Annotated in this window: 25 protein-coding genes; 17 read left to right on the top strand and 8 right to left on the bottom strand. The window is 61.9% G+C overall.

From position 1 onward, the window contains the following. On the bottom strand, nucleotides 1-425 hold a 425-nt coding region (locus Q0K17_RS02800; protein WP_294539812.1), incomplete at its 3' end, for a glycogen/starch/alpha-glucan phosphorylase. A 377-nt stretch (nucleotides 426-802) separates the two neighbouring features. Between Q0K17_RS02800 and Q0K17_RS02805 the strand changes: the two genes are divergently transcribed. The 5 genes from Q0K17_RS02805 (at nucleotide 803) to Q0K17_RS02825 (ending at nucleotide 5,483) form a co-directional block, all read left to right on the top strand. Next, nucleotides 803-1,168: a cell division protein ZapA gene (locus Q0K17_RS02805; RefSeq protein WP_294539711.1), complete on the top strand. Its 366-nt coding sequence runs from the start codon at nucleotides 803-805 to the stop codon at nucleotides 1,166-1,168. Then, nucleotides 1,168-3,246 carry a U32 family peptidase gene (locus Q0K17_RS02810; protein WP_294539713.1) on the top strand — a complete coding sequence of 693 codons (2,079 nt, stop codon included), beginning with the start codon at nucleotides 1,168-1,170 and terminating at the stop codon, nucleotides 3,244-3,246. The genes Q0K17_RS02805 and Q0K17_RS02810 overlap by 1 nt, the downstream gene beginning before the upstream one ends. Before the next feature lie 24 nt (nucleotides 3,247-3,270). Continuing rightward, nucleotides 3,271-3,720 (top strand): dUTP diphosphatase, encoded by a 450-nt coding sequence (gene dut / locus Q0K17_RS02815; RefSeq protein WP_294539716.1) that lies wholly within the window; start codon nucleotides 3,271-3,273, stop codon nucleotides 3,718-3,720. Between the two features lie 88 nt (nucleotides 3,721-3,808). Continuing rightward, on the top strand, nucleotides 3,809-4,369 hold the full coding sequence (locus Q0K17_RS02820; RefSeq protein WP_294539718.1) for a Maf family protein: 561 nt from the start codon (nucleotides 3,809-3,811) through the stop codon (nucleotides 4,367-4,369). 94 nt (nucleotides 4,370-4,463) lie between these two features. Then, nucleotides 4,464-5,483, top strand: a complete 1,020-nt coding sequence (locus Q0K17_RS02825) for a rod shape-determining protein (protein WP_294539814.1) — start codon at nucleotides 4,464-4,466, stop codon at nucleotides 5,481-5,483. 75 nt (nucleotides 5,484-5,558) lie between these two features. On the opposite strand, the gene dnaK is transcribed toward Q0K17_RS02825, so the two are convergent. Further along, on the bottom strand, nucleotides 5,559-7,349 hold the full coding sequence (dnaK, locus tag Q0K17_RS02830) for a molecular chaperone DnaK (RefSeq protein WP_294539721.1): 1,791 nt from the start codon (nucleotides 7,347-7,349) through the stop codon (nucleotides 5,559-5,561). Between the two features lie 252 nt (nucleotides 7,350-7,601). Here dnaK and Q0K17_RS02835 point away from each other — a divergent pair, with 252 nt between their 5' ends. From Q0K17_RS02835 to Q0K17_RS02850, 4 genes are read left to right on the top strand one after another with little or no spacing between them, the layout of a single operon-like run. Then, nucleotides 7,602-8,324 (top strand): GntR family transcriptional regulator, encoded by a 723-nt coding sequence (locus Q0K17_RS02835; RefSeq protein ID WP_294539724.1) that lies wholly within the window; start codon nucleotides 7,602-7,604, stop codon nucleotides 8,322-8,324. 13 nt (nucleotides 8,325-8,337) lie between these two features. Continuing rightward, the gene (gene hisB, locus Q0K17_RS02840; RefSeq protein ID WP_294539727.1) at nucleotides 8,338-8,925 is read left to right on the top strand and encodes an imidazoleglycerol-phosphate dehydratase HisB; all 588 of its coding nucleotides are present in this window, start codon (nucleotides 8,338-8,340) and stop codon (nucleotides 8,923-8,925) included. A 27-nt stretch (nucleotides 8,926-8,952) separates the two neighbouring features. Continuing rightward, complete coding sequence (glyA, locus tag Q0K17_RS02845) at nucleotides 8,953-10,206, top strand: serine hydroxymethyltransferase (protein ID WP_294539730.1); 1,254 nt, start codon at nucleotides 8,953-8,955, stop codon at nucleotides 10,204-10,206. 24 nt (nucleotides 10,207-10,230) lie between these two features. Further along, complete coding sequence (locus Q0K17_RS02850) at nucleotides 10,231-11,277, top strand: aminotransferase class I/II-fold pyridoxal phosphate-dependent enzyme (protein ID WP_294539733.1); 1,047 nt, start codon at nucleotides 10,231-10,233, stop codon at nucleotides 11,275-11,277. A gap of 411 nt (nucleotides 11,278-11,688) precedes the next feature. On the opposite strand, the gene Q0K17_RS02855 is transcribed toward Q0K17_RS02850, so the two are convergent. From Q0K17_RS02855 to Q0K17_RS02865, 3 genes are all read right to left on the bottom strand, one after another. Then, nucleotides 11,689-12,348 carry a methionine ABC transporter permease gene (locus tag Q0K17_RS02855; protein WP_294539817.1) on the bottom strand — a complete coding sequence of 220 codons (660 nt, stop codon included), beginning with the start codon at nucleotides 12,346-12,348 and terminating at the stop codon, nucleotides 11,689-11,691. 38 nt (nucleotides 12,349-12,386) lie between these two features. Next, nucleotides 12,387-13,388, bottom strand: a complete 1,002-nt coding sequence (locus tag Q0K17_RS02860; RefSeq protein ID WP_294539736.1) for an ATP-binding cassette domain-containing protein — start codon at nucleotides 13,386-13,388, stop codon at nucleotides 12,387-12,389. Nucleotides 13,389-13,515: 127 nt separating this feature from the next. Further along, nucleotides 13,516-14,451 carry a MetQ/NlpA family ABC transporter substrate-binding protein gene (locus Q0K17_RS02865; RefSeq protein WP_294539738.1) on the bottom strand — a complete coding sequence of 312 codons (936 nt, stop codon included), beginning with the start codon at nucleotides 14,449-14,451 and terminating at the stop codon, nucleotides 13,516-13,518. 494 nt (nucleotides 14,452-14,945) lie between these two features. Here Q0K17_RS02865 and Q0K17_RS02870 point away from each other — a divergent pair, with 494 nt between their 5' ends. Beyond that, a complete protein-coding gene (locus Q0K17_RS02870) occupies nucleotides 14,946-15,383 on the top strand; it encodes an Rrf2 family transcriptional regulator (protein WP_294539740.1) in 438 nt (145 codons plus the stop codon). Between the two features lie 48 nt (nucleotides 15,384-15,431). On the opposite strand, the gene Q0K17_RS02875 is transcribed toward Q0K17_RS02870, so the two are convergent. Both Q0K17_RS02875 and Q0K17_RS02880 read right to left on the bottom strand, forming a co-directional pair. Beyond that, a complete protein-coding gene (locus Q0K17_RS02875) occupies nucleotides 15,432-16,829 on the bottom strand; it encodes an SGNH/GDSL hydrolase family protein (protein ID WP_294539742.1) in 1,398 nt (465 codons plus the stop codon). Between the two features lie 294 nt (nucleotides 16,830-17,123). Continuing rightward, complete coding sequence (locus Q0K17_RS02880) at nucleotides 17,124-18,518, bottom strand: Sapep family Mn(2+)-dependent dipeptidase (protein WP_294539744.1); 1,395 nt, start codon at nucleotides 18,516-18,518, stop codon at nucleotides 17,124-17,126. Between the two features lie 217 nt (nucleotides 18,519-18,735). On the opposite strand from Q0K17_RS02880, the gene Q0K17_RS02885 reads away from it, so the two are divergent. The 3 genes from Q0K17_RS02885 to Q0K17_RS02895 all read left to right on the top strand — a co-directional run bounded on the left by Q0K17_RS02885 (nucleotide 18,736) and on the right by Q0K17_RS02895 (nucleotide 20,685). Then, nucleotides 18,736-19,005, top strand: coding sequence for an ACT domain-containing protein (locus Q0K17_RS02885; protein WP_294539745.1), 270 nt, complete (start codon nucleotides 18,736-18,738; stop codon nucleotides 19,003-19,005). Between the two features lie 18 nt (nucleotides 19,006-19,023). Further along, a complete protein-coding gene (locus tag Q0K17_RS02890) occupies nucleotides 19,024-20,391 on the top strand; it encodes a PFL family protein (protein WP_294539748.1) in 1,368 nt (455 codons plus the stop codon). 66 nt (nucleotides 20,392-20,457) lie between these two features. Next, nucleotides 20,458-20,685, top strand: coding sequence for a DUF378 domain-containing protein (locus tag Q0K17_RS02895; RefSeq protein ID WP_294539751.1), 228 nt, complete (start codon nucleotides 20,458-20,460; stop codon nucleotides 20,683-20,685). A gap of 71 nt (nucleotides 20,686-20,756) precedes the next feature. Here the strand turns inward: Q0K17_RS02895 and Q0K17_RS02900 are convergent, their stop codons facing one another. Further along, the gene (locus tag Q0K17_RS02900; RefSeq protein WP_294539753.1) at nucleotides 20,757-21,923 is read right to left on the bottom strand and encodes an FtsW/RodA/SpoVE family cell cycle protein; all 1,167 of its coding nucleotides are present in this window, start codon (nucleotides 21,921-21,923) and stop codon (nucleotides 20,757-20,759) included. 198 nt (nucleotides 21,924-22,121) lie between these two features. On the opposite strand from Q0K17_RS02900, the gene tsaE reads away from it, so the two are divergent. Genes tsaE through upp form a run of 4 tightly spaced genes read left to right on the top strand, consistent with a single transcriptional unit; the run spans nucleotide 22,122 to nucleotide 24,434 of the window. After that, complete coding sequence (gene tsaE / locus Q0K17_RS02905) at nucleotides 22,122-22,544, top strand: tRNA (adenosine(37)-N6)-threonylcarbamoyltransferase complex ATPase subunit type 1 TsaE (RefSeq protein ID WP_204648721.1); 423 nt, start codon at nucleotides 22,122-22,124, stop codon at nucleotides 22,542-22,544. A gap of 12 nt (nucleotides 22,545-22,556) precedes the next feature. Next, a complete protein-coding gene (gene tsaB / locus Q0K17_RS02910) occupies nucleotides 22,557-23,261 on the top strand; it encodes a tRNA (adenosine(37)-N6)-threonylcarbamoyltransferase complex dimerization subunit type 1 TsaB (RefSeq protein ID WP_294539761.1) in 705 nt (234 codons plus the stop codon). A gap of 24 nt (nucleotides 23,262-23,285) precedes the next feature. After that, a complete protein-coding gene (gene rpiB / locus Q0K17_RS02915) occupies nucleotides 23,286-23,744 on the top strand; it encodes a ribose 5-phosphate isomerase B (protein ID WP_294539764.1) in 459 nt (152 codons plus the stop codon). 60 nt (nucleotides 23,745-23,804) lie between these two features. Continuing rightward, nucleotides 23,805-24,434, top strand: coding sequence for a uracil phosphoribosyltransferase (gene upp / locus Q0K17_RS02920; RefSeq protein WP_294539767.1), 630 nt, complete (start codon nucleotides 23,805-23,807; stop codon nucleotides 24,432-24,434). Nucleotides 24,435-24,436: the final 2 nt, after the last annotated feature.

The raw sequence follows: 24,436 nt of genomic DNA on the forward strand, positions 1-24,436 counted from the left end.
TCCTGCTGCCAGCCGTCCACGATCTTCTGCTTGAAGATGCCGTACTCATACAGGATGGAATAGCCGGTGCCGGGGATGCAGTCGGTGGCCATGCCGTCCAGATAGCAGGCAGCCAGACGGCCCAGGCCGCCGTTGCCCAGGCCGGCATCCGGTTCCTGGTTGTAGATGCTGTCGATGTTGACGCCGGCCTTTTCCAGCACGGCTTCGGCGACCTTGTTCAGCCCCAGGTTGAACAGGCTGGTGCGCAGGCTGCGGCCCATCAGGAACTCCATGCAGAGGTAATAGACCTGCTTTTTGCCTTCGCCCAGGGTGCGGGCCTGGAACTTCTTCTGCTGATCGGACATGATCTGACGGACGATGGCGGCCATGCAGCGGTAGATCTGGTCCACCGAGGCCACATCGAGGGTGACGTTGCACTCGCTCATCAGGGTATCCTTGAGCAGCTTATCAAACTCTTTTTCCGTATATTTCACCAAAACGGCTCTCTCCTTTTACAGATTTTCTCGTTTTTGCCAAGCCGCACCTGCGGGGCCAAAAGCCAGCCGGCGGGCCGCATTGGGGTACTGAATCCGGGGTTTGACACTTGTTCAGCAAACCACTTGATTTTCATTATAGTAAAATTTTTCCCTTTTAGCAAGGGTTTTTGCCCCCATCGCGTGAATTTTGCATTTTTACACAAAAGGGCTTTTTCTCGGGGCGAAATTATACTATAATAGAGTATATCTGTGGATACTAGCGTAAGAGTCTGCTTTGACGGTAAAAATTTGTGCATCAAAAATTTATGTTGCAAAGGAGTTTCCATATGCCTACTTCGAAAGTACGTTTGAATATCTGCGGTTCCAGCTATGTGATTTCCACCACCGAGAGTGAAGACTATATGCAGAACCTGGCCGACCGCCTGAACCTGGACATGAACGAGCTGATGTCCTCCTCCAACACCGTGTCCATCACCACCGCTGCCGTGATGACCGCCCTGAGCTACCGCGATGAGCTGGAAAAGGCCAGCGGCAGCGCCGACAACATGCGCCGCCAGATCAAGAATTATCTGGAGGACGCGGCTTCCGCCAAGATGGCCGCCGAAGAGCTGCGCCGGGAAAACGATGCCCTGCGCAAGCAGGTGGATGATCTGCGCCGCCGCCTGAACCTGCGGGACGCCGCTCTGAACTGATGAGCCTGCCCATCCAAACGCCGCGGCCGGAGATCCTGGCCCCGGCCGGAAACGCACAGATGCTTAGCGCCGCTGTGTTCAGCGGCGCTGATGCTGTTTATCTGGGCCTGACGGGATACAACGCACGGCGCAGCGCCGGCAATTTCACGCCGGAGGAGCTTTGTGACGCCGTGCGCTTTTGTCATGCCCGTGGGGTGCGGGTCCATGTGACCCTGAACACCCTGGTGTTCGGACCGGAACTGCCCGGTCTGGCCGATGCGGTGCGCGCCGTGGCCGAAGCCGGCGCCGACGCGGTGATCGCCGACGATCTGGCGGTGGCGGCCCTGGTGAAACAGATGGCCCCCGAAGTCCATCTGCACGCCTCCACCCAGATGACCATCCACACCCCCGAGGGAGCCCGACAGATGGCCGAAATGGGCTACGACCGGGTCATTCTGGCCCGGGAGCTCTCTTTGGAGGAGATCCGGGCGGTGGTCAAGGCCAGTCCCATCGAGGTGGAGGTGTTCATCCACGGAGCCATGTGCATGGCGGTGAGCGGACAGTGCATGATGAGCGCCTTTCTGGGCGGACGCAGCGGCAACCGCGGCGCCTGCGCCGGCCCCTGCCGCCTGCCCTTTGACGCCACCCCCGGCCTGCGTCCCGGTCAGCCCGGGACGGCCTGCCATCTGAGCCTGAAGGACATGGATCTGGTGCCTTATATGGCACAGCTCATGGACGCCGGCGTGGCCAGCGTAAAAATTGAAGGCCGGCTGCGTACCCCCGAGTATGCCGCCGCGGCCGTGACCGCCTGCCGGTGCGCCCGGGAAGGCAAGGCCTACGATGAAGCCCTGCTGCGGGACATTTTCTCCCGTTCCGGCTTCACCGATGGGTATCTGGTGGGCCGCAACGGCAAGAACATGTTCGGCGTGCGCACCCAGGCAGATGCCGACGCCACCCGGGCCGCCACCCCCAAAGCCCGGGAATTGTTCCGGCGGGAACTGTCCCGGATCCCGGTGACCTTCCGTGTGGAAGTATTGCCCGACGGCATCGCCCTCACTGCCGAGGACGGGGAAGGCCGCGCTGCCCGGGCTGTGAGCCGCACCGCGCCCCAGGCCGCCCAGAAGGACCAGAGCGATGCCATCACCCGGGCTTTGTCCAAGACCGGCGGCACTCCCTTCTGTGTGGGCGAAATCAAGCTGCCCGAAGAGGCGCACACCGCCTTTTTGCCCGGAAGCGAGTGGAACGAGCTGCGCCGGGAGGTCCTGGAGCGGCTGCTGGAATTCCGCAGCGCCCCCGCCCCCAAGTCTGTGCAGCCCTGTTCCCTGCCTGTCTGGGCACCCCGCCGCCCCGGTGTACCCACCCTGGCTGCCCGGTTTGAGCGGGCGGAGCAGATCCCCGCAGATCTGACCGACAGGCTGGCTTTTCTGGTGCTGCCGGTGAGTCAGGCCGCCCAGCTGCCTGAAGCTCTGCGTTCCCGCACCCTGCTGGAACTGTCCCGGGTGTGCTTCGGCGCTGCCGAGGAGGCGGTCAAGACCGCCCTGGCCGGCTGCGAGGGACAGGGATTCCGGGGCGTGGTCCTGAACAATCCCGCCCACCTGCGGTACGCCACTTCCCTGCCCCGGTACGGCGGCATGGGCCTGAATGTGACCAACCCGGTGGCTGCCGGACGCTGGCGGGAGCTGGGGCTGCAGGGGATGCTGGTCCATCCCGAAACGCCCCTGCCCGCCATGCGGCTCCTGGACCCCGGCGTGCCCACCGCCGCCCTGTGCTACGGGCACATGCCCCTGATGCTGACCCGGGCCTGTCCCCTGCGCAACGTGCGGGACTGCAAGGGCTGTCCCCACAGCGGCAGCCTGCGGGACCGCAAGGGCCGGGATTTCCCGGTGCGGTGCTCGGCGCCGGGTATGGCCGGTATCCGCACCGTCTACAATCCGGTGCCCCTGTACATGGGCGACCGGCTGGGCGAACTGCCCGCCGATTTTGCCCTGGCCGCCTTCACACTGGAAGCCCCCGACCGGGTGCACCAGATTTTGGAGATGCTGCTGGCGGGCCGGGGATTTGACAGCGAGTTCACCCGGGGATTATACTATACTGGTTAAGCCTTTTTGAAAAAAGGAGACAATATGGAACGCAAGACCGTTAAATTCAAGCGGCTGGATCCGGCCGCCAAGGCCCCCGCCTACGCCACCGCCGGTGCGGCGGCCGCCGACCTGTGCGCTCTGCTGGACGCACCCCTGACCGTGGAACCCATGCAGCGGGTACTGGTCCCCACCGGTCTGGCCATTGAACTGCCCGGTCCCGAATGTGTGGCCCTGGTGTATGCCCGCAGCGGGCTTTCCATCAAGCACGGGCTGTGCATGGCAAACGGTGTGGGCGTGGTGGACAGCGACTACCGCGGGGAACTGAAGGTGCCCATGGTGAACCTGGGCACCGAAGCCTACACCATTGCACCCGGAGAACGGGTGGCCCAGCTGTGCATTGCCCCGGTATGGCAGGCGGACTTTGTGGCCGCCGACACCCTGGGCGACACCGCCCGCGGAGAAGGCGGCTTCGGCTCCACCGGCCGGGGCTGAGGGACGGGCCGTTTTTGGTCTGTGCCCTAGATTTCGTCAGAATTTGATCTGACAGCGCTATATAATAGCCAACGAAAGGAAACATCCCATGTCTTTGATCCTTGCCTCCGGCAGCCCCCGCCGCCGGGAACTGCTTGCCCTGATCACCAAGAATTTCACCGTCTGTGCCAGCGATGTGGATGAAAGCAAGATCGCAGCCGACTGCCCCGCTCATCTGGCCCAGGCCCTGGCCGTGGCCAAGGCCCGGGCGGTATCGGTCCAGCACCCGGAGGATATCGTTCTGGGCTGCGACACGGTGGTGGAATGCGAGGGGGAGGTCTTTGGCAAACCCCGGGACGAGGCGGATGCCGCCCGCATGCTGCGGGCCCTGTCCGGCCGCACCCATCTGGTACATACGGGTGTCTGCGTCTGCGGCAGCGGCCATGCCGCCTACTGTGTGGAAACGTCCCGCGTCCACTTTGCCCCTATTGCGGAGGAAGACCTGCTGCGCTATGTGCGCACGCCGGAACCCTATGACAAAGCCGGCGCCTATGCCATTCAGGGACACGCCGCACTGTGGTGCAGCGGCATTGAGGGATGTTATTACAACATTATGGGTCTGCCCGTCCACCGTACGGCACAGCTGCTGAGCCAGTTCATGGCGCTGTGACCGCCCTTTGTGCCGGGAACCCGGCGCAAAGGAGAGTATCATGGCAAATTTTCTGACCCGATTTTTTCACAGCATCAGCGAGGGACTGCACAACATGTTTACCAAAGATATCGGCATCGACCTGGGCACCGCCAACACCCTGGTGTACATGAAAGGCCGCGGCATCATCATGCGGGAACCCAGCGTGGTGGCGGTGGATACCCGCACCGACGAACTGCGGGTGCGCAGCGTGGGCCACGAAGCCAAGGCGGTCATCGGCCGGGCGCCGGGGTCCATTGTGGCGGTGCGCCCCCTGAAGGACGGCGTCATCGCCGACTTTGACATCACCGCCGCCATGCTCCAGAGTTTCATCCGTCAGGCCTGCGGCAAAAGCCTGTTTGCCCGTCCCCGGGTGGTCATCTGCGTGCCTTCCGGCGTGACTGAGGTGGAGCGTCGGGCCGTGCGGCAGGCTGCTGTACGGGCGGGTGCCAAACAGGTCACGGTGATCGAGGAACCCATGGCCGCCGCCATTGGTGCCGGCCTGCCTACCACCGACCCGGTGGGCAGCATGATCGTGGATATCGGCGGCGGCACTGCCGAGGTGGCGGTGATCAGTCTGTCCGGTATTGTGGCCAGCCGCAGCGTGCGCTGTGCCGGCGACGCCCTGGACCAGAGCATCATTGCCTTTATCAAGCGGAAATACAATCTGCTGGTGGGCGAACGCACCGCCGAGCAGATCAAGATGGAGATCGGCTCCGCCTGTCCCCAGGACCCCGAGACCTCCATGGAGATCAAAGGACGCAATCTGGTAGACGGTCTGCCCAAGGACATCCTGATCCGCTCCGAGGAGGTGCGGGAGGCCATGAATGAGTGCCTGCTGCGCATTGTGGACGCCATCAAGGATACCCTGGAATGCACCCCGCCGGAACTTTCCAGCGACATCATCGACCGGGGCATCATGCTCTCCGGCGGCGGTGCCCTGCTGCGCGGGCTGGACACCCTGATCCAGAACGAGACCGGCATTGAGGTGCACATTGCCGAGGCGCCCCTGGACTGTGTGGCCCTGGGCGCCGGTGCCGTGCTGGACCGTCCTTCCCTGGCCGGTCAGCGGCGGGAGGAACCCAGCTACCTGTAAAGGGTCCTTTTCCCTCCTCCAACAACAGCAAAAGAGGCTTCCCTTCAGAGGGAAGCCTCTTTTTTTATTTGGTTCTTACTGGGGAGCGGTGCGCTGTTCCGTCTCCCAGGCGCTGAGCAATGAAGCCGCCGCCTGTTCCAGATTTTCCCGGGCAGTGACCACCGCCTGGGTGTCCGCCGGAGACATGGTCTCGGCTTTCTTGCGGCGGGTCTGCTTTTCCAGCGCTTTTTCCGCGTCCTTGATGCGGCCTTTGCTCTCCCGGTCCAGGGCTTTGCCCGCCTTGCTGCCCAGCGCCATGTTCACCCGGTACAGGGCGCTTTCGGCGGCATTCAGCGCCTCCACAGCGGCCTTGCGCTCCTTGTCCTGTCCGGCGTACATGGCCGCGTCCCGCATGGCCCGCTGGATCTCCTCCTCGCTCAGGTTGGAGGTGCCGGTGATGGTGATGCTCTGCTGCTTGCCGGTGCCCAGATCCTTGGCACTGACCGTCACGATTCCATTGGCGTCGATGTCAAAAGTCACTTCGATCTGCGGCACACCGGCCCAGGCCCGCTTGATGCCTTTCAGGGTAAAGGTGCCCAGCAGCTTGTTGTCCCGGGCAAACTCCCGCTCCCCCTGCAGCACCTTGATTTCCACGGTGGACTGGAAGGGGGCGGCGGTGGTGAAGATCTTGGAAAACCGGGTGGGAATGGTGGAGTTGCGCTCGATCAGGTGGGTGGCCACACCGCCCACCGTCTCGATGGAAAGGGTCAGCGGCGTCACATCCATGAGCAGCAGGCTCTCTCCCCCGCTGGCCAGCACCTCGCCCCCCAGCCGTCCCCCCTGTACGGCAGCTCCCAGGGCCACACATTCATCCGGGTTCAGGGTCTTGGAGGGTTCCAGATCCACCATCCGCATTACCTTGGCCTGCACCGCGGGGATGCGGGTGGAACCGCCCACCAGCAGTACCTGGTCCAGGTCGTTGGCCGCCAGCCCCGCGTCCCGCAGGGCGTTTTTCACCGGCAATGCGGTCCGCTCCACCAGATCGGAGGTGAGCTCGTCGAACTTGGCCCGGGTCAGGGTACGCTGCAGATGCAGGGGGCCGGTGGCGGTGGTGGCAATGAAGGGCAGGTTGATCTCCACCTGTCGGGCGCTGGATAGTTCTTTTTTGGCCTTTTCCGATTCCTCCCGCAGGCGCTGGACCGCCACAGGGTCATTGTGCAGGTCGATGCCGTGCTCGGTGCGGAAATCTTCCATCAGCCAGTTGGCAACACGCTCATCAAAGTCGTCGCCGCCCAGATGGTTGTCGCCGCAGGTGGCCAGCACCTGCACGATGCCGTCCCCGATCTGGATCAGGGAGACATCAAAGGTCCCGCCGCCCAGGTCGTAGACCATGACGGTCTGGGCCTTGCCGTTGTCCAGCCCGTATGCCAGGGCCGCGGCCGTGGGTTCATTGATGATGCGCCGGACATTCAGGCCGGCAATGCGTCCGGCATCTTTGGTGGCCTGCCGCTGGGCATCATTGAAGTAGGCCGGCACGGTGATGACGGCCTCGGTCACCGGTTCGCCCAGATAGGCCTCGGCGTCCGCCCGCAGTTTCTGCAGGATCAGGGCGCTGATCTCCTGGGGTGTATAGCATTTTCCATCAATGGGGATGCGGACATCACTGCCCATCCTTCGCTTGACGCTGCTGACGGTACGGTCCGCATTGGTGACGGCCTGCCTCTTGGCAGGGTCCCCCACCAGGCGTTCCCCCGTTTTGGTAAAGGCCACCACCGAAGGTGTGGTGCGCTGGCCTTCCCTGTTGGGGATGACGACCGGACGGCCGCCTTCCACCACCGCCACACAGCTGTTGGTGGTGCCCAAATCAATTCCGATGATCTTGCCCATTGCGTGTAAGTTCCTTTCCGAAAAAAGCCGGCCCGCAATGCCGGTTCGGTACGGCAGCCCCGCAGACTCCGCACCCTGTTTACCCTTATTTTAGCGCGCAGGCCCTCCGAATGTGTTGCCAAATCGTAAACAGTATGCGAAAATTGCGGGACTGCGCTCTCCAGGCCCTTTGGGTTGACGATGCAGCATGGGAATGGTATATTTTGTACTATACCTTATATGGTGTACATATCAGAACAGGAGCCGTTTTTCGTGACGCAAAATTATACAAGCCGTGATATTTACAAGCAATTATACAGCGAGATCATGTCTCTGCAGCGCAAACCGGGCGCTGTGCTGCGGGAAAATGCCCTGTGCGAGGAGTTCGGCGTTTCCCGCACTCCCATCCGCAGCGTGCTCCAGGAGCTGCGCATTGCCGGCCTGATCGAGGTCACCCCCTACAAATCCACCCATGTGACCCGCCTGGATTTTGATACCATCAGCCAGCAGATCTATCTGCGGGTGGCGGTGGAGACCGCGGTGCTGCTGGACTTCTGCGCCCTGTGTACCCCGGAGCAGATGGAACAGCTGCAGGCACGCAACAACGCCCTGCGGCGGCTGGTGGCCCAGCCGGATCCCGTACCGGAGGCGTTCTATCATCTGGACAGCTGCCTGCACGAATACTGGTTCACCGCCACCGGCAAGGATCAGCTGTGGAAGCTGATCCAGACCAACCAGAACAGCTATTCCCGGTTCCGGATGCTGGATCTGGTGGAAGCCCGCAATTTCGAGGAGATCGTGCGGGAGCATGACGACCTTTTGCAGGCCATCGCCGACAAGGATGCTGACCGGGTCCGGGCGGTGTGTTCCAAGCATCTGTACGGCGGTGTGACCCGCCTGGGCCAGGAGCTGCCCACCAAATTTGCCGACTACTTTGTGCCCGGGACCCGCTGGCCGGACCCGGCACGGAAAAAAGATACGGCCAGCCAATCATAAAGGAGGGATGGATATGGGACGTTCGGCAACGGTGACCCGCCAGACCCGGGAGACCCGTGTGACCGTGACCATCGATCTGGACGGAACGGGGCGCGCCGACCTGCACACCGGCATCGGTTTTTTCGACCACATGCTGGACGGGTTTGCCCGCCACGGGCTGTTCGACCTGACCGTCAAGTGTGAGGGCGATCTGTTTGTGGACAGCCATCACACCATCGAGGACACCGGCATCACCCTGGGCATGGCCATTGCCAAGGCCCTGGGCGACAAGGCGGGGATCGTGCGGTACGGCAGCTGCATGCTGCCCATGGACGAGACCCTGGCCCTGTGCGCCGTGGACCTGGGCGGCCGGCCGTACCTGGTGTACGATGCGGCGTTTGCCGCCCAGAACTGCGGCGGCATGGACACCCAGATGGCCCGGGAGTTTTTCTATGCCGTGTCCTACACGGCAGCCATGAACCTGCACCTGAAGGTGCTGTACGGTGAAAACGACCACCACAAACTGGAGGCGCTGTTCAAGGCCTTTGCCAAGGCCCTGGACGCCGCCACCCGCCAGGATCCCCGCATTGAGGGGGTCCTTTCCACCAAGGGCAGCCTGTGACCGCCCGCCTGATGAAAGGAGCTTGCCATGTACCAGGATATGATGAACACCATCGGCTTTGTGGAAGCCGCCGACCCCGAACTGGGCGCCGCCATGCAGCGCGAACTGGGACGCCAGCGCCAGAACATTGAGCTGATTGCCAGCGAGAACATTGTCTCCCCCGCCGTCATGGCCGCCATGGGCAGTGTGCTCACCAACAAATATGCCGAGGGTTACCCCGGGCACCGCTATTACGGCGGCTGCCAGTATGTGGACGAGGTGGAGAACATCGCCATCCGCCGTGCCTGTGAGCTGTTCGGCGCCAAGTACGCCAACGTACAGCCCCATTCCGGCGCCCAGGCCAACCTGGCCGTCTACTTTGCCCTGCTCAATGTGGGGGATACCGTCATGGGCATGGATCTGTCCCAGGGCGGGCACCTGACCCACGGTTCCCCGGTGAACATGAGCGGCAAGAACTACCACTTCGTCTCCTACGGCGTCAACGAGAACGGATTCATCGACTACGATGCCCTGGCCAAGCAGGTGGCCAAGGTCCGGCCCAAGCTGCTGGTGGCCGGCGCTTCCGCCTATCCCCGGGCCATCGACTTTGAAAAGCTGGGCCAGATCGCCCACGGCTACGGCGCCATGCTCATGGTGGATATGGCCCACATCGCTGGCCTGGTGGCCGGCGGCATGCACCAGAACCCGGTTCCGTACGCCGATGTGGTGACCACCACCACCCACAAGACCCTGCGCGGTCCCCGGGGCGGCCTGATCCTGACCAACAACGAATACATTGCCAAGCGCATCAACTCCGCCATCTTCCCCGGCACCCAGGGCGGCCCGCTGGAACATGTGATCGCCGCCAAGGCGGTCTGCTTCGGGGAAGCCCTCTCCCCCGCCTTCAAGGAGTATGCCCGCAAGATCGTGGAGAACGCCGCGGCCCTGGCTGACGGCCTGACCGCCCGGGGTGTGAAGCTGGTGTCCGGCGGCACCGACAACCACCTGATGCTGGTGGACCTGAGCGAGGAAAACTGCACCGGCAAGGAGCTGGAGCACAATCTGGACGAGGTGCACATCACCGCCAACAAGAACACCGTTCCCGGTGAAAAGCGCAGTCCTTTTGTGACCAGCGGCGTTCGTCTGGGCACCCCCGCCGTGACCACCCGCGGCATGGGACCTGCGGAAATGAAGATCATTGCCGACTGCATTGCCGACTGCATCTTCGACTTCGACAACAAGAAAGAGGACGTGGCGGCACGGGTGGCTGATCTGACCGCGCGGTTCCCCCTGTATGAATAAATAAAGTGAGGCGTATACCCTTTTATGATCCGTTTTGAATGTGACTACGGCGAGGGTGCGGCCGCCCCGGTACTGGACGCACTCTGCCGCACCAATCTGGAACAGACCCCCGGCTACGGGGAGGACACCTACTGCGAACAGGCCCGGGCGCGCATCCGCACCCTGTGCGACGCTCCCGATGCCGATGTACAGTTCCTGGTGGGCGCCACCCAGGCCAATTTCACGGTAATCGATGCCGCTCTCAAGCCCTGGCAGGGGGTTCTGTGCGCGGACAGCGGGCACATCCATGTGCACGAGACCGGCGCCGTGGAGGCCACCGGCCACAAATGCCTGACCCTGCCCAACCATGACGGCAAGATCAGCGCCGCCCAGGTGCGGGCCGCCGTGGAAGCGCACCGGGCCAATCCCAGCCATGAACACGAAGTCCAACCCGGCATGGTGTACATCTCCAACCCCACCGAATGGGGCACCCTGTACTCCAAGAGCGAGCTGGCCGAGCTTTCTCAGGTCTGCCGCGACTGCGGGCTGTACCTCTTTGTGGACGGCGCCCGCATGGCCTATGGTCTGACCAGTGAGGCCAACGACCTGGCCCTGAAGGATTACGCCGCTTTGTGTGATGTCTTCTACCTGGGCGGCACCAAATGCGGGGCCCTTTTCGGCGAAGCGCTGGTGCTGGTCAATCCCGCATTGCAGAAGGATTTCCGCTATGCCATCAAACAGCACGGCGGCATGCTGGCCAAGGGCCGGCTTCTAGGTCTGCAGTTCCTGGCCCTGCTGGAAGGCGAGGGCGACGCCATGCCGTATCTGGCTCTTGCCAAAAAGGCCGACGCCCAGGCCATGCGCATCCGGGACGCCTTTACGGCCAAGGGCTGCACCATGCGGTATGACTCCCCCACCAACCAGCAGTTCCCCGTCCTGCCGGACGGCTGGCTGCAGAAGCTGAAGGAAAAGTACAGCGTCAGCGAGATGGGCAGCGTGGAGTCCGGCAAGACCCTGGTACGGTTCTGCACCAGCTGGGCAACCCGGGACGAGGATGTGGATGCCCTGCTCCGGGATATTGCCGCCCTGTAACCTTCCCATAGGTATCAAACACAAACCCCCGCCTTCCGTGGCCACGGAAGGCGGGGGTTTGTGTTGCTTGCCATATGTAAGGGGGAATGTATATGAAGCCGGTTGGGGACCGGCATTGTTGGTTGTCTGGCCTTTGCCGGATCTTTGGCCGCGATTGCGGCCGGTCCTCGCATTGGCAAAGGGCGCAGTAAGTAGGTTTCGGCACCGGGGCCGTTTGTCTTTTGTTTTTCAGTTCCTTTTGATAGTTATAAGTATACAGGGAGAATGTGGCAAACGTTTAAAAGGGGTTTGAAGAAATTGGTAACAAAATTTGAACGAATTGTGACCGACAAAATCTGCCCCATCCGAAGAAAAAGCCCGCCGCCGGCGGTCTGCCGGGGACGGGCGTTGCTGTATGGAAACGATTGCCGGTTACTTGCGCAGGCGCTTGTCACAGCGGACGGCCAGCCAGGTGCCGATGGACTGGAAGATCTGCACCATGACCACCAGCAGCACGGTGGCCACCACCATGATAAGGTACTTGTAACGGTAGTAGCCGTAGTTGATGGCGATCTGGCCCAGACCACCGCCGCCGATGATGCCGGCCATGGCCGAGTAACCCAGGATGGTGGTCATGGCGATGGTGGCGTTGGCGATCAGACTGGGCAGGCTTTCGGGGATCATCACCTTGGTGATGATCTGCATGGGAGTGGCACCCATACTCTGGGCCGCTTCGATCACGCCGCCGTCCACCTCCCGCAGGCTGGTTTCCACCAGGCGGGAGACGAAGGGGAAGGACGCAATGAACAGCGGGATGATGGAAGCCGGGGTGCCGATGGAAGTGCCCAGCACAAACATGGACAAGGGCAGCACCGCGATCATCAGGATCAAAAAGGGTACACTGCGCAGCAGGTTGATGACCGCATTGAGCAGGGTCATGAGCCAACCGGGCAGCGGCAGGACGCCGTCCTTCTCCCCTGCCACCAGCAGCACGCCCAGGGGCAGGCCCACCACCATGGCCAGCAAGGTGGAGATGGCAGTGGCGTAAAAGCTTTCCCAGGTGGCGAAAGGCAGGTTGGGCAGATTGTCCATCAGGACCTGCCATTCATCCGAAGCAAACAGAAATTCCATTATGCCTGTACCTCCTCATACGTCAGACCGGGATAGGTGCGGATATAGGCGATGGCCTTTTCGGCCTCATCAGCGTTATCGGGCAGAGCCAGGAGCATGCTGCCCAGGGTCTGGCCGTTGACGATACGGGTGTCCGCCGCCACGATGGAGACCAGGGCCCCGCACTCGATGGCCAGACTGGCCACCAGAGGCTTGTCGGTGGTCTGGGTACCGTTGAAGGCCACCCGGACCAGACGGTGACCGGCGGGCAGTTCGCCCTGGGGCGCGCCGGCCGGGAAGACCAGACGGCGGGCCGCCGGGGTCTTGGGGTTGGAGAAGATCTCCGCCACGGAGCCCTGCTCCACCACCTTGCCGGCATCCAGGATGGCCACATTCTGGCAGACCTGTTCCACCACGCTCATCTGATGGGTGATGATGACCACCGTGATGCCCAGCTCCTTGTTGATGTTCTGGATCAGCTGCAGGATGGCATGGGTGGTGTTGGGGTCCAGGGCACTGGTGGCTTCGTCGCACAGCAGGACCTTGGGGTCGGTGGCCAGGGCACGGGCGATGGCCACCCGCTGTTTCTGGCCGCCGGAAAGCTGGGCCGGGTAGCTTTCGGCCTTATCGGGCAGGCCCACCAGTTCCAGCAGTTCCCGGGCACGGGCTTCGGCCTTCTCCTTGGGAACACCGGCCAGCTCCATGGGGAAGCAGACGTTTTTCAGGCAGTTGCGCTGCATAAGCAGGTTGAACTGCTGGAAGATCATGGCGATCTCCCGCCGCGCTTCCCGCAGGCCGCGGGCATCCAGGGTCTCCATCCGGCGTCCGTTGACGATGACGCTGCCCTCGTCCGGCTTTTCCAGCATATTGATGCAGCGCACCAGGGTGGACTTGCCTGCACCGGACATACCGATGATGCCGAAGATATCCCCGTCCTGGATGGTCAGGGAGATATCCTGAAGTGCGACCAGCGTGCCCGCCTTGGTGGCAAACCGTTTGGTCAGATGTTGCAGTTCGATCATGGTTGTGATTCCTCCCACAGGGCTTGTGCCAGGGCCTACGCCCTGGGCCGCAGACAGCCGCGTTGTGTTTTCATAAAAAGGGGAACGCCGGGTACCGGGCGTTCCCGCTTTTATGCTATCATGTTTTTCAGAAAATGGCAACCACAGCGCCGTGGTAGGTATCGGTGATGTAGTCCTTGACCTTCTGGCTCTTGAGGGCGGCGATGAGGGCCTTGGTGGCGGGTGTCTCCTCGTTGCCTTCCTTCACCACCAGCACGTTGGCGTAGGTCTGGGCAGCTTCGCTGTCGGCATCCTCGGCGGCAATGGCGTCATCGGCAGAATAGAAGCCGGCTTCGGTGGCGTAGTTGCCGTTGATGACGGCCATATCCAGAGAGGCCAGCTGACGGGGCAGCTGGGCAGCCTCCATCTCCACGATGTTCAGGTTCTTGGGGTTGTCCACGATATCGTTCTTGGTGGCGGTCAGACCGGCGCCGTCCTTCAGGGTGATCAGGCCCTGGGCAGCCAGCAGCTGCAGGGCGCGGGCTTCGTTGGTGGTGTCGTTGGGCACGCCGATCTGGGCGCCGTCGGCCAGCTCATCCAGGGTCTTGGTCTTGCCCGGGTACAGGCCCAGGGGCTCGTAGTGGATGGCGGCCACACTCACCAGGTGGGTGCCGTTCTCCTCATTGAAGTTTTCCAGGTAGGGGCCGTGCTGGAAGTAGTTGGCATCCACTTCCCCGTTCTCGGTGGCCTTGTTGGGCTGGATGTAATCGGTGAATTCCACCACTTTCAGGTTGATGTCGGCTTCGGCCAGGATCTCACCCGCCACCTTCAGGATCTCGGCGTGGGGAACCGGAGAGGCAGCCACCGTGATGGTGGTGCCCTTGAGGGCCTCATAGTCCACGGTGGAGTCGAATCCATCCCCGGTCAGGGAGGTGGTTTCGGAGGTGGCGGTGTCGGAGGTGGCGGCGGTGCTGTCGGAAGCAGGCGCAGAGGTGCTTTCGGAAGCGGGTGCGCTGCCGCAGGCAGCCAGGCTCAGGGTCAGGGCGGCGGCCAGCAGGCCGGACAGAAGTTTCTTCTTTTTCATGATGTGTTCTCCTTTATAATTCTATGGATTTGCACAAAGTGCGGGGACGGGGCGTTTTTTCAGCGGCGGCACATTCGCACACCGGGCTGACGGCACTTGGGGCCGGTCTTCATAAGAGCTCCTCCTTTTTCATACAGGCAGGGACAGACAAACAAAAAAGCGGCAGGGCGCTTTCGGCGCCCTGCCGCTGCTGTTTCCTGCCTCAAGCCCCGAAAAACGGGCAAGGGGAAACATGCGCAGGTTGCCGAAGCCCACTGCACATGCACATCATCATACCATCACGGCGTTCGTTACAAGTCATGACAGCATCCCCTTTCCTGCAATTTCGGTTGGAATGCTGACAGTATACCCCCTTTGTCTGCCTGTGTCAAGCCTTTCGCCGCAAAAAAGAAGCGGGAAGCAAAGTTTTCCTATATTTTTTCTATGTTTTGCTTGCCTGAAGGCCGTAAAGTTGGTATGATAAGGGTGCTATCCTTTTGGAAGGGAGAATCCCCATGAAATTTTCGACCAAAGACCGCTATGCCCTGCGCCTGATGGTGGAACTGGCCAACCGCGGGCCGGAGGAAACCCTTTCCCTGAAAAGTGTGAGTGACAGCCAGGGCATCAGCCAGAAATATCTGGAACAGATCGTTACGCCCCTGTCGCGTGCCGGTCTGGTCAGCAGCAGCCGGGGCAGCCAGGGCGGGTACCGTCTGACCCGTCCGGCATCCGGCATCACGGCCGGGGATATCCTGCGCGCCATCGAGGGCGACCTGGTGCCCATCCCCTGTCTGGCCAGTCAGGCCGAAGTCTGTCCGCGCCGGTCCCAGTGCCATACCATCGGGTTTTGGGATGGGCTGCGTCAGGTCATCGACCAGTATGTGGACGGAATCACCCTGGAGCAGCTGTGCTCCATGAAGGCAGAAGATCTGCCCCTGCCCGATCTGGAATAAGAACCAAAAATGCCACCGGCCGGAATGGTCGGTGGCATTTTTGTATGTTCAGGCCGCGGGGGTCTGGTCAACGTTTTCGGTGGTGGTCTGATCCGCGGGGACCTGGTTTTCGGGAGACTGGTTATCCGTGTTCTGCGCGGGAGTTTCCACAGGCTGTACCGTCTCCGTCGGCGTTTGCGTCTGAGAAGAATCCGGCTGGCTGGGCTGAGAATCCGGTGTTGTGGTGCTGCTGGAAGAGTCCGGCGGTGTACTGGAACTCTGTCCGCCGGAGCTTTGATCGTTGGAAGACGGCGGTGTAGTCAACTGCGCACCACAGCGGTCACACTTGCCTTCCGCATTGGGTGCGGTATGGCCCAGCGCTGCCACATATGTGTCATTATAGTTTTGGCTGGAATCTTCGTTGCAGATATGTTTGGTGTAACCCTGTTCGGTACAGGTCGGATTCACAACTTCGGTCCGCCAGCTGTAACTGGGCGATACCACAGGCTGCTCGGTGGGAGTCTCGGTGGCCTGCGCCTCACTGGAAGAGGAGGTGCTGCTGGAAGAGGACGGCGTGGTGGTGGTCACGGTGGAAGCCGTGCTGGCGCTCACGTCCTTGTCCTCAATGTGCTTGGGCACGCTGGTCAGGGTCGGGCGGTCGTCCTCGGTGATATAGCTGTGGGTGCGGATGTATTCAAACAGCGCATCCATGGCCGTGCGGGTCAGATGGATGCCGTCGCTGGTTTCCACATAGCCGCTCTTGGCGTATCCGGTGGAAGAATCCTTCAGCACTTCGGCACTGTTGAGGAACTTCCAGTCGTTTTCCTGGCACATCTCTACGATAGCCTTGTTGTATTCGTCCACCTGGGTCTGGGTCAGGCTTTCGTTGGAATGCTGCTTGCCCAGAGGCGGAATGGAGTTGATGATGATGTCCACGCTGGGATAGGCTTCCTGCACCGCCTTGATGCCCTTTTCATAGCTTGCAATAAAATTGTCGGTGCTGTTGGAAGGGCTCAGATCGTTGGTGCCGAAGGTGATGATGACTCGCCGGGGCTGCATGATGGCCACCGCTTCGGGCATGGTCTTGTAGCCGGAAATCCCCTGGAACTTGACGCATTCATAGGTGGCCAGGGACCTCGCCGACATGCCCACAGACCCGATGGCATTATCGTAGGTGCAGTAATCGAACATGCGATACATACGCGCTGTATTGGAATCGCCCAGGAACAGGGTCTCGTCCACATACTCCTGACCGGCATCATCGCTCTGTTCCAGAATGGTGGAAGTATATTGGGCGGTGTCAATGGTATTCTGGTCCTTGTCGTAGCCCTGTTCATCCACCATTGCCTCGGTCCCCTGGCTGTCGGCGGAGTCCCCTGCCGGAAGGCTGAGCCCGTGCACAATGAGGAATGCCACCAGTGAAGTGACAAAAACCACGGCACAGCAGATGCCCAGTACAAAATACATTTTGCCCCTGGCATTGAGCCGGGACCAAAATCCCTGTTTTGTATTTCTCTTTTGTTTGCTTGACATAACGTTTCCTTCCTATGTGGGTTGGCAAAGCGCGTATGCGGCATTTCTTTTGTCGGTAACCGTTTTATTTTACACCTTTTTTCGGCAGGATGCCAGTGGTTTGCGGATTTTTACATAAATTGCACAAAAAAAGAACGTGTCTTCGCCCACAAGTATAAAAAGAGGCCGCCCGTCCGGCCGTTTCTGCGGTTGGGGACGGGCGGCCGGACGGCTGCGGGAAAGAACCGGTTACAGTTCGATCTCCTGCAGGCGCAGCAGCGCCAGGATATAGATCTTCAGCGCTTCGATAAGTTTGTCGAAGTTGGCACCCTCGTTGGCACCGTGCATGGGGCCGGCAAATTCCGGCAGGGGCAGGTCGGCGTGTTCGGGGCCGAAGCTCACCGCATAGGGGAAGTGACGGGCATAGGTGCCGCCGCCCATGGTGAAAGGCTTCTGGTTTTCCCCGGTGACCTCGTTGTAGGTGTTGATGAGGGTCTGGATGGCCGGACTGCCGGCGTCGATATAGAAGGGTACCCGGCTGGTGAGGTTTTCCAGCTTGGCGGCAGTGCCGCACACCGCCTGCATGGCGGCGGTCAGCTTGTCGGCATCGGTGTTGGTGGGATAGCGGCAGTCAAATGTCTGGCGCAGGCAGCCATCCTTGCATTCGATGGTGCCGCCGATGATGGTCAGCGGGGTGAACAGGCCGTCATCCGCCGCAATGCCCAGGGCACTGCCGTCGGTGGAGGCATGCAGCTTGGCCAGGACCTGCAGATAGGCAGTCTCGGTCTCGGAGCAGACACCGCTTTCCAGCAGGCAGCTGACAATGAGGCTGATGGCGTTGATGGTGCCTTCCGGCGTGGCGGCATGGCCGCTCTTGCCCACGGCACGGATGGTGGTCAGGCCGTTCTCCTCGGTGAAGGTCAGGCCGGCGCCTGCCTTCAGGCGGGAAGCCGGTACCGCCACCACGCAGAAAGCCCGGTCGGGCACGGCGTTGTGGGCCACACCGCCTGCAAAATCGCGGATGATGCCGCCTTCCAGCACCGGCGACACAAACTCGCCGTTGAAACCGCCCTTTTCGCCGTTGCACACCGGGAACTCGGCGTCCGGGGTGAAGCAGAAGGCAGGCTGCTCATAGTGTTCGGCGTAGTAGTCCACATCTTCCATACGGGTCTCCTCGTTCACGCCCAGCAGGGCACGCACGGGATACTTGAGCGCCACGCCGTTGTCCTTGAGGTACTTCAGGGCGTACAGGGTCAGAATGGCAGGGCCCTTGTCATCGGCCACACCGCGGCCCAGCAGCCAGCCGTCCCGCACCCGGACGGTGTAGGGGTCGGCATCCCAGCCATTGCCCTCGGGCACCACATCGCAGTGGGTGATGGTGGCCAGGTATTTCTGGCCATCGGCCACGGGGCCGGTCTCGGCCCAGCCGATGTAGCCGTCGGCATTGTGGGTGGCAAGACCCAGTTCAGCGGCAATTTCCAGCGCCTTGTCCAGGGCGGCGCGGGGTCCGGGGCCAAAGGGCGCACCGGGAGCAGGCGTGCCCTCCACGCTGGGCACAGCCACCAGACGGGTGATATCCCGCAGGATGGCGTCCCGGTTCTGTTCGGCAAAAGCATCGATCGATGCAAAACGCGGATCGTTCATGCAATATCCCTCCATGCAGACAAATGGTCCGGCCATGGCCGGGCCTTTGTGATTTATACGGCGCCATTATACCACAATTATGCGCATTTTGCACACATGCCGGGGCACCGGGCGCAATTTTTGCCCCGCGGAGGGAAAAAAGATATCCAAACCGGGAAATATCTGGTATAATAGCAAGGTCAAAACAAACCGAACATGCTAAAAGAGGTGCTTAACCATGAAAGCTGTCATCACTGTCATCGGGCGGGACACCGTGGGTGTCGTGGCCAAGGTCAGCGCTGTGTGCGCCGAGCTGAACATCAATATTGAGGACGTGACCCAGAGCATCATGCAGAACATGTTCTGCATGATCATGCTGGTCAATCTGAGCGCCTGCACCGTGGAACCCGGTGCGGTGCGCGAGCACTTTGCCGCCCTGGGTGAACAGATGGGCATGCAAGTCACCTTTACGCGTCAGGAAGTGTTTGACGCCATGCACAAGGTGTAAGGGAAAGGCGGCAGACAGATGAAAATTTTGAACAGCGGCGACATTATGGAAACCATCGAGATGCTCACCGCCGAGAATCTTGACGTGCGCACCGTCACCATGGGCATCAGCCTGTTGGACTGCATTGACCCCGACGGCAAGAAAGCCTGCGAAAAGATCTACAACAAGATCACCACCCGGGCCAGGGACCTGGTGAAGGTGGTGGACGGCATTTCGGATGAGTACGGAATTCCCATCGTGAACAAGCGCATCAGCGTGACTCCCATCGCCATGCTGCTGGGAGCTGCCCCCGACGCCGACCCGGTGGACTACGCCAAGGCCCTGGACGCCGCCGCCAAGACGGTGGGCGTCAACTTCATCGGCGGCTACGGTGCCCTGGTGCACAAGGGCTTTTCCGCCGGGGATACCCGCCTGATCAAGAGCATTCCCCGCGCCCTGGCTGAAACCGATCTGGTGTGCTCCAGCATCAATGTGGGTTCCACCAAATCCGGCATCAACATGGACGCGGTGGCCCTGATGGGGCAGGTGGTCCGGGAAACCGCCGAACTGACCAAGGACAACATGTGCATGGGTGACGCCAAGCTGGTGGTCTTCTGCAATGCGCCGGAGGACAACCCCTTCATGGCGGGCGCCTTCCACGGTCCCGGTGAGCCGGACTGTGAAATTCACGTGGGCGTTTCCGGCCCCGGTGCCGTGCGCGCCGCCCTGGCCAAGCTGCCCAAGGACGCCCCCATGGACGAAGTGGCCGAACTGGTCAAGCGCACCGCCTTCAAGATCACCCGTCTGGGCCAGCTGGTGGCCAATCTGGCCAGCGAACGCCTGGGCGTGCCCGCGGGCATCATCGACCTGTCCCTGGCCCCCACCCCGGCCATCGGCGACAGCGTGGCCAACATCCTGGAGGAGATGGGCCTGGAAAGCTGCGGCTGCTGCGGCACCACCGCCTGTCTGGCCCTGCTCAACGACGCCGTCAAGAAGGGCGGCGTCATGGCCTCCAACCATGTGGGCGGGCTGTCCGGCGCCTTTATCCCCGTCTCGGAGGATGACGGCATGATCAAAGCCGCCGAATGCGGCAGTCTGACCCTGGAAAAGCTGGAAGCCATGACCGCCGTCTGCTCGGTGGGCATCGACATGGTGGTGATCCCCGGCGACACCCCCGCCGAGGTCATCAGCGCCCTGATCGCCGACGAGGCCGCCATCGGCATGGTCAACAGCAAGACCACCGCCGTGCGCGTGATTCCCGCCATCGGCCACAAGGCCGGAGATGTGCTGGACTTCGGCGGGTTGCTGGGCCACGCCCCCATCATGCCCATCAGCAAGTTCAGCCCCGCGGTGATGATCCATCGCGGCGGACGGATCCCCGCTCCCATGCAGGCTTTGAAAAACTGATGGTATAAAGATCCCCTTTCCGGCAAAGACTAAAACCGGAAAGGGGATTTTATCATGTTTCGTTCTATGTTTTCCAAAGTACTGCTGCTGCTTTTGATCGTCGGCGGCCTGAACTGGGGCGTGTACGGCATTTGGGGCCTGAACGCCATCGGCTGGCTGCTGGGCGGCAGCCTGGGCTGGCTGGCCCGCACCATCTTCATCGTGGTGGGCGTGGCCTCCCTGGCGCTGATCCCGGCCCTGTTCTACCAGGAACCGGAAGCGCGCCGTGCCGGTCCGGAACCCCACGCGCCGTAACTGCGGCCCCACAGAAAAACCGCCCTGCGGGAAGGATCCCCGCGGGGCGGTTGCTTTTTGTCTGTCTGGGGTCACTCGATGGGCACAGCCAGACCGGCGCTGCGGCGGGAAGTGAGGCCCACGCTCATGACCAGGCCCACACTGAGGTAGACCATGACCACGCTGGACCCGCCTGCCGAGAAGAAAGGCAGGGTGACACCGATGACCGGCAGCACCTGCAGGTTCATGCCGATGTTGATGATGCACTGCCAGAACAGGGCGGCAAAGACACCGGTACAGATCAGCCGCCCCAGCAGATCCACGCTGCGGTATGCGGTGCGCAGGGTGCGGGCCATAATGCCGAAGAGCAATACCAGCACCAGGATGGCTCCCAGGAAGCCGGCGGCGTTGGCCAGATAGCTGTAGATGAAATCGTTCCAGGCGTTGGGGATGAAGATGCTCTCATCCCGGAACAGCCCCTGCCCTGTCAGCCCGCCGGTACCGATGGCCATTGCGGCCTTGTTCTGCTGGTAGGCGATATCGGACAAAGCCGGATCCTCCGGGGTGAGAACTGCCAGGATCCGCTGGAACTGATACCCTTTCAGGATGCCCGGGTTGGTGATGAGCAGGGCTGTCCCCCCGGCAATGGCTGCCGCCAGCCCGCCCAGGGCCAGAGGGATGCTTAGGCCACCCGCAAAGAGCATGACCACGCCGATGCCCGCAAAGACCAGGGCGGTGCCGTCGTCCCCCTGGATATGGATGGCCGCCACCGGCAGCGCCACATGCAGCAGCAACAGCAGCAGGTTCAGCGGACGGTTGACCTTGCCCCGCACCCGGTCCAGATGCCAGGCCAGGGTGAGGATAAAGCTGATCTTGGCCAGTTCGGCAGGCTGGAAGGTCATGCCGCCGATCTTGTACCAGCTGTAATTGGAGGTGCCGCCCGCATCATACCCGATGACCACAAATCCGGCCCGCACATTGTGCAGGAACAGGGTGGGCAGCACCATCCCCCAGGTGACCACCGCATGCAGCGGCCAGGCATGGGCCAGAGCACGGTAATCCACCGTGGAACCGATGACGGCCAGCATCACGCCCAGCAGACTGGCGATCACCTGCACCGAAGCCTTGCTGTAAGCCCCGCCAAGCTGGCTGCGTTCCACCGACATCAGCACCAGGACGCTGAGGGCGGAACACACCATGCACATGGCAAGGTACAGGGCATCGGCACGGCGCAGATACCGGCGGGCAAGGGTGAGCATAGGGAGTCTCCTTTCCGGGAAATTCGGGACGCATCCGGCCCCGCCGCCTTTTGTGCAAACGGTTCCGGTTGGGTCTATTATAGCGCAGCGGCGCAAATTGCGCCAGATACCCCCGCACGTGGGGTAAAATTTTACAAATATCCCCAAACGGTGTATAATGAATCCGTCTGAGTTTTCACCACAAGGAGTATGCGCGCCATGCAGGAATATATGACACACAGCCGCGAAGAGACCGTGGCTTTGGGGCGCCGTCTGGCCCCCACCCTGGCTCCCGGGACCCTGATCGCCTTCACCGGCGGACTGGGCGCGGGCAAGACCGCCTTCTGCCAGGGTCTGGCCGAAGGGCTGGGCTGCACCGACCCGGTGTCCAGCCCCACCTTTGCCATTGTGAACTATTACCGCGGGCCCCGGCCGCTGGCTCATTTTGATCTGTACCGCATCCATACCGAGAATGATCTGGCTTCCGCCGGGTTCTACGATTATCTGGACAGCGGGGCCATTGTGGCCGCCGAATGGAGCGAGAACTGCGCCGACATCCTGGCACTGGAACATCCCATGCGCATCCACATCGAGCGCCTGGACGACACCACCCGCCGGATCACCATTGAAGACCCGGCGTAAAGGGAGGAAACCATGAACATTCTGGCCATTGATACCGCCGGACGCACCGCCGCCGTGGCGGTGATGCGGGACGACACCCTTTTGTATGAATGCAACACCAACACCGGTCTGACCCACAGCGAGACGGTGATCCCCATGGTGGACGCCGCCCTGAAAGCCTGCGGCCTGCGCTGCAAGGACATTGACCTGTTCGGCGTGACCGCCGGACCGGGCAGCTTTACCGGGCTGCGCATCGGGCTTTCCGCCGTCAAGGGCATGGCCTTTGTGGGAGATGTGCCCTGTGCCGGGGTTTCCACCCTGGAAGCCCTGGCGTTTGGCATGAGCGGAGAAGGCACCGTGGTGGGCGCTCTGGACGCCCGCCGGGGCCAGGTCTACTGGGCCGGATTCGATCTGGCCACCCATGAGCGGCTGACCCCCGATGCCGCCGCCCCGGTGGACAGCCTGGAAAAATTTGTGGCCGACTGCAAAAAGCCGCTGATTTTTGTTGGCGACGGCGCCGGGTTGTGTTACAATAGGTTTGGAAATACCGACGGCGTGCTGGACTGCCCGGTGCCTCTGCGTGTCTTGCGCGGGGCCGGGGTGGCGCTGGCCGCCCGCCGGATGTGGGAAAATGGACTTGCCGTGCCCCCTGCCCAGCTGCTGCCGGAGTATCACCGGCTGAGTCAGGCCGAGCGGGAACGGGCCGAACGGGAAGCCCGGACACACAGCGATGTGTAAAAAAACAGAGGAGCAACAGAAAGTATGAAGGATTTCCGCACCGCCCCCGTGGCGCTGGCTGCCGATCACGGCGGCTTTGCGCTGAAAGAAGCCATCAAAGCCCATCTGGAGAGCCAGGGCATCCCTTACCGCGACTTTGGCACCCACAGCACCGAAAGCTGCGACTATCCCGATCTGGCCGCGCCGGCCTGTGACGCGGTGGTCGCCGGTGAGTGTTCCGCCGCCATCCTGTGCTGCGGCACCGGCGTGGGCATGTCCATGTGCGCCAACAAGATCCACGGCATCCGTGCCTGCTGCTGCAGCGACACCTTCAGCGCCGAATTCACCCGCCGCCACAACGACGCCAACGCCCTGTGCATGGGCGGCCGTGTGGTGGGAGAAGGTCTGGCGCTGGCCATTGTGGACATCTTCCTGAACACCCCCTTTGAGGGCGGCCGTCACACCCGCCGCGTGGAAAAGGTCATGGCCCTGGAAACGCGCTGAACCCGTACCCCGAACTGCCGGGCAGTTGAACATATCATTCACGAATAAGGAGCTACCACTATGAGCGTTGTTGAAATCGTCGATCATCCCCTGATCCAGCACAAGATCAGCCTGCTGCGTGACCGCAACACCGGCACCAAGGAATTCCGCGACCTGGTCAGCGAAGTGGCCATGCTGCTTTGCTACGAAGCCACCCGCGACCTGCCCACCGAGGAAGTGGAGGTGGAGACCCCCATCGCTCTGGCCCGCACCAAGGTTCTGGCCGGCCGCAAGCTGGCGCTGGTTCCCATTCTGCGCGCCGGTCTGGGCATGGTGGACGGCATGCTGAACCTGATCCCCGCCGCCAAGGTGGGCCACATCGGCCTGTACCGCAACGAGGAGACCCTGGAGCCGGTGGAATACTACTGCAAGCTGCCCAAGGACATTGCCGAGCGTGAAGTGCTGGTCCTGGACCCCATGCTGGCCACCGGCGGCAGCGCCAAGGACGCCATCACCCAGATCAAGAAGCGCGGCGCCAAGCACATCAAGTTCATCGGCCTGCTGGCGGCTCCCGAAGGCCTGAATGCCCTGCATGAAGCCCATCCCGACGTGGACATCTATGTGGGTGCGCTGGATGAAAAGCTCAACAGCCAGGGCTATATCGTTCCCGGCCTGGGCGACGCCGGCGACCGTATCTTCGGCACCAAGTAAGA

The sequence above is a fragment of the uncultured Gemmiger sp. genome, assembly GCA_944388105.1.
GTDB lineage: Bacteria > Bacillota > Clostridia > Oscillospirales > Ruminococcaceae > Gemmiger.

Excerpts from the sequence above, each read along its gene's own strand:
- Q0K17_RS02805 (WP_294539711.1), top strand. The coding sequence starts at position 803 with ATGCCTACTTCGAAAGTACGTTTGAATATCTGCGGTTCCAGCTATGTG.
- Q0K17_RS02810 (WP_294539713.1), top strand. The coding sequence starts at position 1,168 with ATGAGCCTGCCCATCCAAACGCCGCGGCCGGAGATCCTGGCCCCGGCC.
- dut (WP_294539716.1), top strand. The coding sequence starts at position 3,271 with ATGGAACGCAAGACCGTTAAATTCAAGCGGCTGGATCCGGCCGCCAAG.
- Q0K17_RS02820 (WP_294539718.1), top strand. The coding sequence starts at position 3,809 with ATGTCTTTGATCCTTGCCTCCGGCAGCCCCCGCCGCCGGGAACTGCTT.
- Q0K17_RS02825 (WP_294539814.1), top strand. The coding sequence starts at position 4,464 with ATGTTTACCAAAGATATCGGCATCGACCTGGGCACCGCCAACACCCTG.
- dnaK (WP_294539721.1), bottom strand. The coding sequence starts at position 7,349 with ATGGGCAAGATCATCGGAATTGATTTGGGCACCACCAACAGCTGTGTG.
- hisB (WP_294539727.1), top strand. The coding sequence starts at position 8,338 with ATGGGACGTTCGGCAACGGTGACCCGCCAGACCCGGGAGACCCGTGTG.
- glyA (WP_294539730.1), top strand. The coding sequence starts at position 8,953 with ATGTACCAGGATATGATGAACACCATCGGCTTTGTGGAAGCCGCCGAC.
- Q0K17_RS02850 (WP_294539733.1), top strand. The coding sequence starts at position 10,231 with ATGATCCGTTTTGAATGTGACTACGGCGAGGGTGCGGCCGCCCCGGTA.
- Q0K17_RS02855 (WP_294539817.1), bottom strand. The coding sequence starts at position 12,348 with ATGGACAATCTGCCCAACCTGCCTTTCGCCACCTGGGAAAGCTTTTAC.
- Q0K17_RS02860 (WP_294539736.1), bottom strand. The coding sequence starts at position 13,388 with ATGATCGAACTGCAACATCTGACCAAACGGTTTGCCACCAAGGCGGGC.
- Q0K17_RS02865 (WP_294539738.1), bottom strand. The coding sequence starts at position 14,451 with ATGAAAAAGAAGAAACTTCTGTCCGGCCTGCTGGCCGCCGCCCTGACC.
- Q0K17_RS02870 (WP_294539740.1), top strand. The coding sequence starts at position 14,946 with ATGAAATTTTCGACCAAAGACCGCTATGCCCTGCGCCTGATGGTGGAA.
- Q0K17_RS02875 (WP_294539742.1), bottom strand. The coding sequence starts at position 16,829 with ATGTATTTTGTACTGGGCATCTGCTGTGCCGTGGTTTTTGTCACTTCA.
- Q0K17_RS02880 (WP_294539744.1), bottom strand. The coding sequence starts at position 18,518 with ATGAACGATCCGCGTTTTGCATCGATCGATGCTTTTGCCGAACAGAAC.
- Q0K17_RS02885 (WP_294539745.1), top strand. The coding sequence starts at position 18,736 with ATGAAAGCTGTCATCACTGTCATCGGGCGGGACACCGTGGGTGTCGTG.
- Q0K17_RS02890 (WP_294539748.1), top strand. The coding sequence starts at position 19,024 with ATGAAAATTTTGAACAGCGGCGACATTATGGAAACCATCGAGATGCTC.
- Q0K17_RS02895 (WP_294539751.1), top strand. The coding sequence starts at position 20,458 with ATGTTTTCCAAAGTACTGCTGCTGCTTTTGATCGTCGGCGGCCTGAAC.
- Q0K17_RS02900 (WP_294539753.1), bottom strand. The coding sequence starts at position 21,923 with ATGCTCACCCTTGCCCGCCGGTATCTGCGCCGTGCCGATGCCCTGTAC.
- tsaE (WP_204648721.1), top strand. The coding sequence starts at position 22,122 with ATGCAGGAATATATGACACACAGCCGCGAAGAGACCGTGGCTTTGGGG.
- tsaB (WP_294539761.1), top strand. The coding sequence starts at position 22,557 with ATGAACATTCTGGCCATTGATACCGCCGGACGCACCGCCGCCGTGGCG.
- rpiB (WP_294539764.1), top strand. The coding sequence starts at position 23,286 with ATGAAGGATTTCCGCACCGCCCCCGTGGCGCTGGCTGCCGATCACGGC.
- upp (WP_294539767.1), top strand. The coding sequence starts at position 23,805 with ATGAGCGTTGTTGAAATCGTCGATCATCCCCTGATCCAGCACAAGATC.